This is a genomic window from Caldivirga maquilingensis IC-167 (genome assembly GCF_000018305.1).
Classification (GTDB): Archaea; Thermoproteota; Thermoprotei; order Thermoproteales; family Thermocladiaceae; genus Caldivirga; species Caldivirga maquilingensis.
On the sequence record NC_009954.1, the window covers coordinates 738,882 to 751,848 of the forward strand.

Consider the following 12,967-nt stretch of genomic DNA (forward strand, 5'->3'; position numbering starts at 1 on the left):
CCTGAGTTTAAGCATCATTGAGTATTCAAAGTGAATACTCACTTACCCACAAGGGGTTTAGCTAATTCAGTTATCTTAGCCTCCCAATCCTTAGCCTTAACTATTGCACTAGCCACCAATACACCCACTGTACCTAATTCAATTGCCTTAGCAACATCATTATAATCCTCTATACCGGCACCTGTAATAACCTTAACATCACCGTTAACCCTCTTAACTGCATTAACCGTTTCAACAACCACATCAGGCTTAGTCCTACTAACGGACTTACCTGTGCCTATTAATTCAGGAGGCTCCATGGCAACTGCCGTGGGTGCAAGGGCAGCCGCAGCGGCACTTGATAATGGGTCTGGGGAACACACCACTGTCTCAAGGTTAAGGGCCTTGGCCTTATTAACAAGCATGGCTATGTCATTTAACAGTAACCTATGCTCACTATGATTTATAATCACACCTGAAGCCCCAGCGTCCTTAATGAACTCTAAGGGTATGTGGCCAGTCCTAGCCCCTGGATCCACTGGGTCAGCTGACTGCGCGTAAACGGGTATGTTTACGGATTCAGCAACCTGCCTTAGGTAAGTGTGCGGTGGTGCAACTATTATGGATGCACCCAGGTTATTAGCAACCTTCTCAGCTACTTGAGCCAGCTTAACGGCACCACCCCCCAGTAACTCTGGGTAAGCCTTCATGTTTATTATGAGTACTGGAACCTTCATGATTAAGCCTAGGTTAATGGGTGTATAAGCATTAGCTCATATTAATCATTAACACTATTGAACTATTAAGACTTCACCACCAGCCTCCTTAATAGCCTTAATAGCCTTTGCTGAAGCAGCCCTAACCTTAACCACCACGGGCTTCTGTATCTTACCTTCACCAAGTAGTTTACCATACCCCAGTTGAGTTAAGTCAATAATGTACTTATCACCCTCCATCTTAATTAAATTCCTCCTCTGCAGTGAATCAATTAACCCATTTAAGTCACCTACATTTATTACATTAACCTCAGGACTCGGCCTATAGAAGCCATGCTTACCTATTAATGGGTAAAGTTCACCATTAGTTATCTTAAGTAGCAGGCTCTTCTTATGCTTAAGTAAACCAATCTTACCTCCCCCACCTCTTTGACCCCTGCTCCTATGCTGACCAACCCTCCCCCATGAGTGGGTTCTCCAGCCCCTAAGCTTCCTAGACTTCTTCTCTCTACGTCTCACAAGCACCCTTAATGGGGAGGGTTTAAAACTTTAACAATACAACCCAACTTAATGAAGGTAATAGCCAAGGGTGCTGAGGCTTTGCTGTACTTGGAGGATTGGTTAGGCTTAATAGTGCTTGTTAAGGAGAGGGTACCTAAGGGTTATAGGGATCCTGTGTTTGATAAGGTGATTAGGGTTAAGAGAACCATTAATGAAGCCAGGTTAATGATGGATGCTGCGGATTTAGGTGTTAAAACCCCGGTGGTGTATGATGTTGATGTTGTTAGGACTAAGATAAGGATGCAGTACTTGAATTCACCAACATTGAACACTATTATTAAGAGTAATGGTTACTCTAAGTTGGTTAAGGAATTAATGAGCAGAATGGGGGCGCTAGTGGGTGTACTGCATAATGGGGGTATACTCCACGGTGACCCGACCCCAGCTAACGTGATAGTTAATGATAGTGATGAGTACTTAATTGACTTCGGGCTTGGTGAGAAATTGAAACCAACCTGGGACAGTAAATACCTCAGGAAGACTGCTGTGGACTTAAACGTGCTACTTAGATCCCTTGAGAGTAATTACGGTGAGTACAGTGAACAACTCTTCAACGACTTCATTAACGGCTACAGTAGCGTCATAGGAGGTGATAAGGCGGCTTCCGTGGTTAAGTGGGTTAGGAGAATTAGGAGCCTGGCAAGGTACTATACGGGAAGGTTACTATGAGGTTTCTGAACCTTGTTTCTCCCCTATCTTGGATACAGTCCACTTAATGGCATCAATTATCCTCCTTAACCTACGCTGCTCCCTGTAGTTCCGAATAATTATCCTGGTTATTAGACCCTCACTGTTCTTCTCAATCTCGTAATCAAACCCCATTGATTCATCTAACTCACCATTATTAATCAACTCCTCATCCTCACCCTTAAGGCTATTGAGAACCTTCTCAATGAAGAACCTCCTTAATGGCGGCTGCTCGGTTATTGGTTTACTGAACTCAATCACAATCTTGTCATCATCATAGGTTAACTTAGCCACCTCCTCCCCACTGGCTGCTGTTAAGTGTAATTCCTCCTTGGGTGAAACCTTATCAGCGGTGGTTATTGATCGAGTTCTTATTAATGCATCTATTACCTTAAGTGTTGACTCAAGCATGCTTAACTCATCCCTAAGCTCATTGACTCTCTCCCTAATCCTCCTCCTAAGTTCAAGTAATTCCTTGACGTTTAACTCCTCATTACCCACGGTTAACAATCCAGGTAAACAATATAAATGTTACTCCAATTCCTTAAACCGTCATTACTCATTCAGGTAGCATTAGATTTAAAAAGGGTAACTAGGCTATTTGGGCAATGTCTGAAGTTCCCGCTGCCAATATTGAGGAGTGGAAGCCTAGGACTGAGATTGGTAGGCTTGTTAAGGAGGGTAAGATAAAGTCGATTGACGACATATTTATAGCCAATGCAAGAATTCAGGAACCTGAAATCGTTGATGCATTACTAACTAACCTTAAGTACGAGGTATTAAGCATAAATATTGTGCAAAGACAGACAGATGCTGGGGAAGTTAGTCAATTTCAAGTGGCGGTAGCCTTAGGTAATGAGGATGGGTACGTGGGTATAGGGGTTGGTAAGGCTAGGCAAATAGGCCCAGCCATGGAGAAGGCCATAAGGGAGGCTAAGGTAAACATTATCCCAGTGAGGAGGGGTTGCGGCTCATGGTACTGTTCATGTGATGAACCACATAGTGTACCATTCGTGGTTAGGGGCAGGTCCGGCAGTGTGTTTGTTGAGCTCATACCGGCACCTAAGGGTGTTGGTTTAGTTGCAGGTGATACAATTAAGCCCATACTTAGGTTAGCTGGGATTAAGGATGTTTGGTCAAGAGCCCTTGGTGAAACAAGGACAACCCTTAACTTCGCAATGGCTACTTGGAATGCATTAAAGAACACGTACATATTTAAGATATAGTATCATTAACTCAACGCTCATAAGCCGTACATTATCCTCTTAACGTAGTCAAGTATCTTAGCTTGATCACCCGTGGACCTAATGTTCTCAAACTCATCCCTAGATAAGTATAGTGCCAGAGCCTTCTTATACAGGTTAGCGAATAATTCCTTAGATAACCTTAACCCATCCACTGGATTAAGCCTATAAGTGAATTGATCCAGGGTAAACCAGCCTGAGTAACCAGTGTCCAGTAGTGCGTATAGGAAGTCTACGAAGTGCCATGCGTCCCCAGTTCCAACAACCCTGTCCTCATCATTACTATGCCACTTAGCTGTATTAATATGCACCGTGGCCACTGAGACTCCCTGCTCCTTAGCTAAGTAGACTGTGTAGGCTGGTTCAACGGCGTACATTAATTCATGACCATAGTCTATGGTTATTCCAAACAGTTTTACACCTAAATCATTATTTAGCCTGTTAGCGAGCATTATTGAAACATGGGATGTGGGTATGATTAAATTACCCTCCCTAGGCTCCTTGGGCTTAGCCTCAAGTCCAAAAGACCTAATGCCCAACCTATGCGCCTCCTTACCTAGGGTAAGTAACCCCTCGTAAAGTTCCTTAATCTTCTTACCGTAATTAGACTCAAGACTGTAATCCCAGCCATCTGGACCAAGCCAAAGTGATACTGAATCCAGGCCAAGCATACGGGCTATTTCAAGGCTCTGGGTAAGGGTGCTTAAGGCCAGTTCCCTCACCTTAGGGTCAGGGTTAGTTAATGAACCTAGTTTAAACACGTGGAAACCTGAAATATCCATACCTAACCCAGCTATCTTAAGGCCTAATTCACTTGCAGTTGCCTTAACTTCATTTATCAAGTCCTCCTTAACCTTAAGATTATCGTCAAGGAATTGAGCATCTATTGGCACGACACCCTCAATCCCAGACTCCCTCACCCTCCTTAACTGATCCACTAACCCTCTTGGTAGATTCGGGAAGTAACCACTTCTATTGAATCTATCTGAGAAATCCCCAGCAGTCCATGTACCTGCAGCGAACTTAACATTATACTCACTGAAAAATTGATCAACAGTCTTACCCTCTATGAAACCTGAGTAGGTTGACTTTAACCTACTTATACTCATGCTCATTAACTGAATTAAGCATTAGTTTACTTTTAAGTTATAGCCATCATTAATCATTAAACAGGTTAGGGTAGGTTAAGTCTAGTCACGAATATTGAGTATAAATCCTCATACTTCTTCTCATCCCTTGGTTCAAAGACCCTAATATTGAATGAATCCCTAACTATGGATCTAAGTTCCTGAATGGACTTAATAATGCCCATGCCAGCTGCCTGAATTAGAATGTTCCCAATTGATGTTGATTCTTCAGGTCCCGCGTAGACAGGAATCCCCATTACATTGGCTGTTAATTGATTCATGAGACTGTTCCTAGAGCCACCACCAAATATGTTGATTCCCCTCAGTCTCCTACCAGTTATCTTAGTCGCTTTCTCAAATATATACCTATGCTTCAAGGCTATACTGGTTATAATAAGCCTAATTAATTCACCTAAGCTCCCTGGTTCCCTCTGCCTAGTTTCCTTAAGGTAACCGTGGATCTCATTAATCATATTAATTGGAGCCAAGAACCTTGAATCATCAACATCTATGAAGGATTCAGGTTCCTCAGCCTCAGCCGCAAGGTTAACTAACTCATCGTAAGAGTACTCCCTTCCACTTAAATCCACTAGTATTCTCCTAACCTCCTGCAGTATCCACATGCCCTGCATATTCCTTAAGAAGGTAATTGTACCGAAGGCACCGCCTTCATTAGTGAAGTTGCTTAACATGGCTTGTTCATTAATTAAGGGTTCATTCAACTCCACTCCAACAAGATTCCAAGTCCCTGAACTCACGTAGCCAGTATCCTCATTAATCATTGGCCCAGCCGCAATGGCGGAGGCAGTATCATGCGTTGCAGGCGCTATCACGTTGACATCCCTACTGTCCTCACCCAACTCCTCCACAACGTCCCTCTTTAAGTAGCCTAAAACGGATCCAGCATTAACTATTTCCTGAAGAATGTCAGTAGGTATATTGAGTTTCTCCAGTATGTCTAAACACCACCTTTTACTCTTGGCATCAAGTAATTGAGTGGTTGATGCATTGGTGTATTCATTAACCTTAACGCCGCTTAACCAGTAATTAAGTAAGTCAGGTATCATGAGCATTGCCTTAGCAATCTTCAGTTTAGGTGAATTAAACTTAACTAGGGCGTAGAGTTGGTAAAGGGTGTTAATGCGCATGAACTGTATACCAGTCCTACTATATATGACTTCCTTAGGTACCTTACTGAAGACTTCACTCATTAATCCTTCAGTCATAGGATCCCTGTAGGCGTAGGGTAAGCTCACTAACTCATCATGGTCATCAAGCAGTACGAAGTCAACACCCCAAGTATCAATACCCACTGAGGCTAATCTACCCCTATACTTCCTTAAGGCGGCTTTAATTGAATTCTTAACCTCAGCCCATAGTTGAAGCATATCCCAGTATAGGTGGTTATTAACCCTAATCATTTGGTTAGGGAACCTATATAATTCATCTATAGTTAACTTAAGGTTCTTTAAATCCAATACACCGGCAATAGCCTTACCCCCACTTGCACCTATATCTATAGCTAATATTACTATTGAATCCATGCTGCCTCTCACTTATTATTCATGAATCTCTCCACTATTGGCAGTATTCCCAATTCCTTAAGAGTCTCCCTAGTTGGTATACCATTCTCATCCCAGCCCATGTAATTATAGTACTCGTTAAGCATGGGTTCAAGTTCAACAACCTGCCCCTTAGCCCCACCTTCACCTAACGGCTCCTTTAGGAACCTTTCAGGTAAAGTGTCATCCTTCCTACTTATGCCGTTTATGACATTGAACATTCTCTTCAAAGTGAAAATACGCTTACCCGCCGTTAAAAGATCCTGCAGAGTCTTCTTCCTTCCCGTCACCAGCGTATACATTCCAGCTAGGTGTAATGGTGGTATACTTATGAATTTGCATATTACTAGTGATTCAAGAACCTCGTGCCAAGTCTCCATTGTGGCAACCACACGGCCTTTACCGATGTAGGAAACCCTATCATACCTCTCGTAAATCTTCAAGTCAGTTACTCTCTCACCCTGCTCAATCCTGAAGGTTAAACCCTGAAGGTGATCAGCACCCCTATTTGATGTTGCGTATTGAAGCCCCATGCCCTTGAAAGCCCTTGGATCATGCATAGGCATTTCAGTGCCCTTAACATGCATGCAGTACTTCTCAGTGCCCCTACCTATGCTTCTTGAAGCCATGCGGCATCCCTCCCCAAGTAGTTTACCGAAGCCCTCCCGCTTCCCTATGAGCTCTATGAGTTTAAGTACTGTTTCCTTATCACCCCACTTAAGCTCCAACCCATCTGTATCCTCCTTAGTCAATAACCCCTTCTCAAAGCTCTCAATTGCCCACGCTATGGTGCCTCCTGTGGATATTGTATCTATGCCATACTTATTGCATAGGTCATTTGCCTTAACTATGTAGTAGGGGTCATCTATCATTAGCATTGAGCCCAGTGAGGCAATAGTTTCATATTCAGGACCCCTGCCTTTAACATTATTCACCTCAACGTACTTCCAGCAGTGTATTGGGCATGCCCAACAGGCCCTATGAGCTTTCACAATATCCTTCTCCCTAAAAGCCCTACCACTTATATTAAGTATACCATCCCACTTACCCACTGTGAAGTTCTTTATGGGCATGTCACCGTACTCGTAGAACTCCTCAACCTCACCCGCGGTACCGTATATTGAGTATAATTGTGTCGTTGGGTAGGATAATATGTAGGGTAGTAGCCTATTAATGTTGCTCCTAAGCTTCTCAGGTTCCTTAACCTTAATTTGCCCATTACCCTTAACTACAATGGCCTTAAGGTTCTTTGAACCCATGACAGCCCCCATCCCTGTTCTACCAGCTACCCTGGGTCCATCTGGAGTTATGTCTGAGGCTATTATGGCATATCTAACAAGTTTCTCACCAGCCGGCCCTATTGCAGCCACGCGTATCGCCTTATCCCCTAAATCATTCTTTAGGCTAAGGTCTGTTTCAACTGTTGTTAATCCCCAGTACTTGGATGCGTCACGGACTTCAGCTTCCCCATCATGTATGTATAAGTAAACTGGGTTACTTGACCTACCTTTAATTATAATACCATCGAAGCCGGCCTTCTTAAGCTCAACACCCCAGAAGCCTGAGGCATGTGCCTCACCCCAAGCCATGGTTAATGGTGACTTAGCCGCCACTACGTAACGGCCACTGCATTGAACCATTGTACCAGTTAATGGTCCAGTCATGAACACTAGCACGTTATCTGGGCTGAGGGGTTCAACCCTTGGGTCAACCTCATCGAACATTATCTTTGCGGCAAGGCCAATGCCTCCTATAAACATGTCAGCATCCTCTTCCTTCAATTCCCTAACCCTAGTTTTACCACTGCTTAAATCAACCTCAAGTATCTTCCCTATGTACCCATACCATTCACTCATGCAGTCCACCTAACCCTGGAAGTACAACTTCATGTAGAGCTCCACATCCTTCTCAGGTATAACTGGTGGTTCCTTACCTAACACCATGGCCACAAACTGCGCAGTGGCAACCTCCTCAAGGGTCTCCACCACAGCCTCAGCCTCAAGTAAATTAGCCCCCATACCCACTACCCCATGATTCATCAGTATTATTGCACGCGCACCCTTAAGCGCAGCATCAGCAACAAGCTTAGCTAATTGGTCAGTCCCAGGGAAGGCAAAGGGAACGACCTCAACCTTCCTCAGGGTCATAATAGCCTCAACGGATATTGGCTTCAAGTTAACACCAGCCAACGCTAACCCTAATGTTACTGGGTTATGTGCATGAATCACTGCGTTAACATCCGGCCTAACTTTATATATGGCTGCGTGAAATGGAGTCTCTGTTGATGGCCTAAGCACGCCCTCAACCACATTACCATCTAAATCAACCTTAACTAAGTCATCAACATTAACAGCACCCTTAAAGACACCACTGGGTGTTATCCAAAATTCACTGGCTCCAGGTACCCTGGCACTAACATTACCCCCAAGCGCAGACACTAATCCTCTCTCATACAGTGCCTTCATTACACGCGTAATCTCATTCTTAATCTCATCCTCACTAATGAGGCTAGGTCCCTCTTCCCCTGTTGACATGCAGTGAATATTTAATCAGATGTATATAAGCATTTTACCATTATGTTTATCCTAACATGTTAGGTATGCATGAAGACTCAATGAACATTAAATCATCATGCAATACCTACAATAATAAACCATAACGTAGGCATAAAGCCTCAAAGGGGAAACCTTTTAAGGAGCCTATTAAGGACTAAATGAAAGCCGGGGTGGCCGAGCCTGGTTTAAGGCGTGGGCCTGCTAAGCCCATCCCCGCAAGGGGGCCCGGGTTCAAATCCCGGCCCCGGCGCCATTGATTACTTTCGCTTGTGTTGAAGTGGATTTGGTGTTTACTGAGCTTTTATTGAAGATTATTCATGATTATTATTGTATACTTTGTTTAAATGAAGCTTTACATATCTTAATTATTCATTGATGACCTGATACGGGTAAACTAATGTGAGGTCTCTCTAAATGTAGTATTTTAATGTACTCCCGGATTCAAGGTTTCCGCTTCCGCTAGTTGAATTAATGGCTAAGAGTGGGGATTGGGGTAAGATAAGGGGGTCATGTATTTATAATCGGTAAGGCCGATGAGGCTAAGGGGTCTTACGGATAAACTACACTTACACTAGTGGTTAAGAGTATTTCATATGTTAGATTCAAACTAAGTAAGGTAGTAAGGGAAAACAAACTTTAGAACTTATAATTGATAATATTTTAATATTATTTAGATTGGAGTATGTAAGTTACAAATTAAATACTTAAATACTATCTTTCAGGAGTATTAACGTGAAGTCTACTCATTATCCCAGTAGAGCAGCATATACCGTGGTCTCTGCCTTGGGGTATATGTTGGATGGATATGACCTAAGCGTTATCAGCGTTTTCACTTTCTCCTTACTCAAGTTTGGGTTCTTCAAGTATAATAGTCTAGAGCTGGGCTTTGTTAGTGGTGCGGCATTGCTAGGGGCAATGTTCGGTGCATTGATTTTTGGCCACTTCTCCGATAGACTCGGTAGGAGGTATCTATATACCTTTGATCTCTTATTCTTCGTAGTATTTGCAGCGCTCAGCGCCTTCTCCACTAACATTATTCAAATGATAATATACAGGTTCTTTGTGGGTTGGGGTGTAGGGGCTGATTACGCCCTGAGCCCAGTTTACGCAACTGAAATGTATCCAACTAACAAGAGAGGAATGGGTTATGGTTGGGTGTGGACGTTCTGGAGCGTGGGTGCCTTCATAGCATTCATATTAGGCTATGTGTTTTACTTAGTTGATCCAGTATACGGATGGAGGTGGGCCTTGGGCATAGGTGCAATAATAGCGCTGGCCACGATAATAGTGAGGTCACTTATGCCGGAGTCTAGCCGTTGGAAGGTGGCAGTTAAGCAGGATACGAATGCCGTGGAAGAGGCCCGTCGGTTATCTCAAGTCACCGGTATGAGTGATCAAGACATAAGTAAGCTAGTGGAGGTTGAAGCTAAGAAGCTAGCTCATGTGAAGCCAGGTTCGTTTTTGGAATTATTTAAGGGTGATTACGCGAAGAGGACGGCAATTGTCTGGACTCAATGGATACTATATGACATTGGGTCGTATGGTTTTGGCCTGTATGCCCCATCCATAATATCGATGCTTGGCTTCAAGGGCGCATCCTCCATGTTATTATCAGCACTACTCTACATACCGGGGGCCCTGGGTGCACTGGGTGCTGCATTCCTCAATGATAGGTGGGGGAGAAGGATTCTTCAATTACTTGGTTTTGGTTTCTCCACGCTTGGAATGGTATTAGTAGCCTTAGGGGCATTAATAGGTGGGCTTATGGCCATGGTTATTGGTGTCATTGGATTAGTGTTGTGGTATGGCTTCGGTAATTTGGGTCCGGGAAACACCATGGGTCTGTATGCTATAGAGCTTTTCCCAACTAAGCTTAGGTCAACATCGATGGGTAGTGCCACGGCCATAACCAGATTCGTATCGTTCTTGAGTGCCTTCGAGTTCCCATACATAGCCCTAGTCTTCGGTAAATTATCATTCTTCGAGTTCCTGGCAGCGATTACCTTCGTGGCCTTCATATTTACAATTTTCTTCACACCGGAGACTAAGGGAATATCGCTGGAAGACATAGCCACAGCCAAGTACAAGGGCCCTGGACTACATCCCAGACTAGAGGTGGAGTAGGAACAGTGTACTGAATATCGCCTTTAAACAAGAATTTATTTAACCTTACCTTTAAGGTTCATCATCAAGTGGAATTCCCCATCTCCACCCTGGTTATGGATCCTTTACGTTATGGTAAGTGCTAGGGAAGAGACAACTCTACTACATATAAGGGGTCTCAGTATCCTTAGTGTGTTTCTTTATAGGCATAATACTGATTGATTCGGTAATACTTATTACAATTATTGGGATTGGGAGGCCGCATCATTAAAAGATATGTAAACCTGAATCAATGGTGGAGTTTATTCATTTAAGGTAGGAGGAAGTTTGGCATCTTCACGAATACTACTTACCTCAACTTACAATACTTGGGGGAATAGTAGAAGCCTCTAACATGCGAGCCCCCTCTAAAGGGTAAGGGGTTATTTTAATTTTAGCAGCCTTCTTAGTTTAATCCATTGATCAGTGAATTCAATTATGGAGAAGGTTAATAATGCAAGGATAGCTACCATGGTTATTAAATCTAGTTTAATTAAACCCAGTAGTAGGCTAATCAGATATATTACTGTTAATGCTGCTGAGAAGCCTAGGTAAAATGCAGTTCTAGGCAGCATAATGGATCTAACTATTATCACGCCTTCAATTACCCCATTTTTCCTAACCGCCCTATATCCATCGGTGTCCTTAGTCACTAACCCAAGTTCCCTTAGTCTTTCAAGGTGGTGGTATGCTTGGCCAGGACTTGATAAATCCAGGGCCCTCTGAACTTCTCTAATGCTCATGGCCTTACCCTCCCTAATTAGGAGTAGGTAAACCCTTAATGTTGTTTCACCTAACTTAACCTCATCGTTCACGGTTGGGCGTATTGCCCTTGGTTATAAAGTTCTAGGCATTAGAACATGAATGCCCAGGTATTAGAAACATTAACAGTGGGTGCAACAGTGGAGTGATGGGCATGGGAGGTGTAGGTATGAGGATACTCACGGCAATCATAGCGTTGGCGGTAGCCGCTACTATAGTATCTGTAGTATCTCTAGTGGTTATTGCTCAGAATCCTCAATGGGTTAATCAGCCTCAACCAATGCCTAACGCATTAGGTGGGTTAATGGTCTATATAATTAATGTTAATGGATCAATGGTAGGCTTAGTATCCTTCAATGGTCAATTCGCATGGGGTAGGGTTGCAGTGCAGTTAATAAATCCAAGGACAGAATATGTGCTTGTTGCTTATGGCCTCAACTTCACTGGTAATGGGTTAATGGAGTACATTGGATACACTTACGTTAATGGGTCAACATTACTAAGTGTAATTAAAGGTGGCTTAAGTAACCTATATTCATGGGTAAGGAGTGAAATTACCTTAAGGCCCCTTAACCAGTACCCGAATTCAAGTATCACAATTATGGTTAAGTCACCCAGTGGTGAATTAATAAGCAATGGTACTCTATGTGCAATCCCGGTTTCAGCAATAGTGATACCGTGGTTCAGGGAGGCAGCATTAATGCAGGGTGTAGTATGTGTTAAAGTCGTAAATGGAATAGCACGGTTAGGTAACATACCTGAAATACCATATTACTTACTCTATTATAATTACGTTAAACTGGGAGGTAGTAGCATTAGTACTGAGAGTGTTACGCATAAGGTGGTTAATGTATATGGTGTAAATGTTAACGTCACAGAGTATACTGAGGTGGTGAGCATTACAGTGCCTTCAGTAATAATGTTACGTAACTTAACATTTACAATTCCAAGCAATAACACTTTAACTATAATTCCCAGGATATGGTACTTACCTTCACCGCAGTATAATATTAATGGACAAAATAGTGAGGAAAGCACTACTACGGCGAATGAAAGTGACCCAGTGAGTATTGTTAACTCAATGAATGGTGCCTTCAGTATAATGCCATCAACAAGTACATCCGTATCATCAACCATCACCTCAACTAGTGCACCAATACCACAGGTTGCTTCGCCTACTGAGCAGGGTCACATGGGTAGAGTCCACTATGAGTTAGCCTTAGTTGCAGTGGCAATTGCTGTGGTTACCGGGTTTATTGCAGCCTTAGTGGCTTCAAGGGTTATTGTTAAGTCAGGGATCAAGCATGAATGAAATCGATTACTCAATAGTGAATAGACGCATTGTTAGGCGTAGGACTCGTAGGAATAGGGATAGGGTAACAATTATAATGCAGATACTAGAGTACTTAGCAGGTAGATGCAGTAAACCCAGTAAAGTATCCGTTGAATTGAATTTAACCTATGATAGGCTTATGCAGCTTCTAAAAAGTCTTGAGAATCTTGGGTTAATTAAAAGTAGTACGCATGGTTACTGCATTACCCAAAGCGGCTTAACACTATTAGAGGGTTATAGAAGATTCATGAATACTCTTAAGGCCTTAAACATAATAGTCTAGTAACTTGCCTTTAAAA

Annotated in this window: 13 protein-coding genes and 1 tRNA gene; 6 read left to right on the top strand and 8 right to left on the bottom strand. The window is 42.9% G+C overall.

The window, feature by feature from the left end; all coding sequences use genetic code 11:
* Positions 1-38: 38 nt before the first annotated feature.
* Positions 39-716, bottom strand: coding sequence for a triose-phosphate isomerase (tpiA, locus tag CMAQ_RS03570; protein ID WP_012185759.1), 678 nt, complete (start codon positions 714-716; stop codon positions 39-41).
* A 54-nt stretch (positions 717-770) separates the two neighbouring features.
* Positions 771-1,214 carry an uL15 family ribosomal protein gene (locus CMAQ_RS03575; RefSeq protein WP_012185760.1) on the bottom strand — a complete coding sequence of 148 codons (444 nt, stop codon included), beginning with the start codon at positions 1,212-1,214 and terminating at the stop codon, positions 771-773.
* A 51-nt stretch (positions 1,215-1,265) separates the two neighbouring features.
* On the opposite strand from CMAQ_RS03575, the gene CMAQ_RS03580 reads away from it, so the two are divergent.
* Positions 1,266-1,925, top strand: a complete 660-nt coding sequence (locus CMAQ_RS03580) for a KEOPS complex kinase/ATPase Bud32 (RefSeq protein ID WP_012185761.1) — start codon at positions 1,266-1,268, stop codon at positions 1,923-1,925.
* On the opposite strand, the gene CMAQ_RS03585 is transcribed toward CMAQ_RS03580, so the two are convergent.
* Complete coding sequence (locus CMAQ_RS03585) at positions 1,920-2,444, bottom strand: hypothetical protein (RefSeq protein ID WP_012185762.1); 525 nt, start codon at positions 2,442-2,444, stop codon at positions 1,920-1,922. The genes CMAQ_RS03580 and CMAQ_RS03585 overlap by 6 nt on opposite strands.
* 107 nt (positions 2,445-2,551) lie before the next feature.
* On the opposite strand from CMAQ_RS03585, the gene CMAQ_RS03590 reads away from it, so the two are divergent.
* On the top strand, positions 2,552-3,169 hold the full coding sequence (locus CMAQ_RS03590) for a 30S ribosomal protein S5 (protein ID WP_012185763.1): 618 nt from the start codon (positions 2,552-2,554) through the stop codon (positions 3,167-3,169).
* 17 nt (positions 3,170-3,186) lie between these two features.
* On the opposite strand, the gene CMAQ_RS03595 is transcribed toward CMAQ_RS03590, so the two are convergent.
* The 4 genes from CMAQ_RS03595 to CMAQ_RS03610 are packed head-to-tail and all read right to left on the bottom strand — an operon-like array spanning position 3,187 to position 8,410.
* Positions 3,187-4,302, bottom strand: coding sequence for a sugar phosphate isomerase/epimerase family protein (locus CMAQ_RS03595; RefSeq protein WP_012185764.1), 1,116 nt, complete (start codon positions 4,300-4,302; stop codon positions 3,187-3,189).
* 59 nt (positions 4,303-4,361) lie between these two features.
* Positions 4,362-5,858 (bottom strand): rhamnulokinase, encoded by a 1,497-nt coding sequence (locus tag CMAQ_RS03600; protein ID WP_012185765.1) that lies wholly within the window; start codon positions 5,856-5,858, stop codon positions 4,362-4,364.
* Positions 5,859-5,866: 8 nt separating this feature from the next.
* Positions 5,867-7,732 (bottom strand): aldehyde ferredoxin oxidoreductase family protein, encoded by a 1,866-nt coding sequence (locus tag CMAQ_RS03605; RefSeq protein ID WP_012185766.1) that lies wholly within the window; start codon positions 7,730-7,732, stop codon positions 5,867-5,869.
* A gap of 9 nt (positions 7,733-7,741) precedes the next feature.
* Positions 7,742-8,410: a class II aldolase/adducin family protein gene (locus CMAQ_RS03610; RefSeq protein ID WP_012185767.1), complete on the bottom strand. Its 669-nt coding sequence runs from the start codon at positions 8,408-8,410 to the stop codon at positions 7,742-7,744.
* A gap of 185 nt (positions 8,411-8,595) precedes the next feature.
* Here CMAQ_RS03610 and CMAQ_RS03615 point away from each other — a divergent pair.
* Both CMAQ_RS03615 and CMAQ_RS03620 read left to right on the top strand, forming a co-directional pair.
* Positions 8,596-8,684, top strand: a tRNA-Ser gene (locus CMAQ_RS03615).
* A 479-nt stretch (positions 8,685-9,163) separates the two neighbouring features.
* Positions 9,164-10,555, top strand: coding sequence for an MFS transporter (locus CMAQ_RS03620; protein WP_012185768.1), 1,392 nt, complete (start codon positions 9,164-9,166; stop codon positions 10,553-10,555).
* Between the two features lie 401 nt (positions 10,556-10,956).
* Here CMAQ_RS03620 and CMAQ_RS10360 read toward each other — a convergent pair whose 3' ends face one another.
* Positions 10,957-11,388, bottom strand: a complete 432-nt coding sequence (locus tag CMAQ_RS10360; RefSeq protein WP_012185769.1) for a helix-turn-helix domain-containing protein — start codon at positions 11,386-11,388, stop codon at positions 10,957-10,959.
* Between the two features lie 101 nt (positions 11,389-11,489).
* On the opposite strand from CMAQ_RS10360, the gene CMAQ_RS03630 reads away from it, so the two are divergent.
* Entirely contained in the window at positions 11,490-12,647 is a 1,158-nt protein-coding gene (locus CMAQ_RS03630) for a hypothetical protein (protein WP_156769827.1), read from the top strand.
* Positions 12,640-12,951, top strand: coding sequence for a winged helix-turn-helix domain-containing protein (locus tag CMAQ_RS03635; RefSeq protein ID WP_012185771.1), 312 nt, complete (start codon positions 12,640-12,642; stop codon positions 12,949-12,951). The genes CMAQ_RS03630 and CMAQ_RS03635 overlap by 8 nt, the downstream gene beginning before the upstream one ends.
* Positions 12,952-12,967 lie beyond the last annotated feature (16 nt).

Bases quoted from the DNA above. Each gene is read 5' to 3' on its own strand.
- tpiA (WP_012185759.1), bottom strand. From the start codon at position 716: ATGAAGGTTCCAGTACTCATAATAAACATGAAGGCTTACCCAGAGTTA.
- CMAQ_RS03580 (WP_012185761.1), top strand. From the start codon at position 1,266: ATGAAGGTAATAGCCAAGGGTGCTGAGGCTTTGCTGTACTTGGAGGAT.
- CMAQ_RS03590 (WP_012185763.1), top strand. From the start codon at position 2,552: ATGTCTGAAGTTCCCGCTGCCAATATTGAGGAGTGGAAGCCTAGGACT.
- CMAQ_RS03595 (WP_012185764.1), bottom strand. From the start codon at position 4,302: ATGAGCATGAGTATAAGTAGGTTAAAGTCAACCTACTCAGGTTTCATA.
- CMAQ_RS03600 (WP_012185765.1), bottom strand. From the start codon at position 5,858: ATGGATTCAATAGTAATATTAGCTATAGATATAGGTGCAAGTGGGGGT.
- CMAQ_RS03605 (WP_012185766.1), bottom strand. From the start codon at position 7,732: ATGAGTGAATGGTATGGGTACATAGGGAAGATACTTGAGGTTGATTTA.
- CMAQ_RS03610 (WP_012185767.1), bottom strand. From the start codon at position 8,410: ATGTCAACAGGGGAAGAGGGACCTAGCCTCATTAGTGAGGATGAGATT.
- CMAQ_RS03630 (WP_156769827.1), top strand. From the start codon at position 11,490: ATGGGAGGTGTAGGTATGAGGATACTCACGGCAATCATAGCGTTGGCG.
- CMAQ_RS03635 (WP_012185771.1), top strand. From the start codon at position 12,640: ATGAATGAAATCGATTACTCAATAGTGAATAGACGCATTGTTAGGCGT.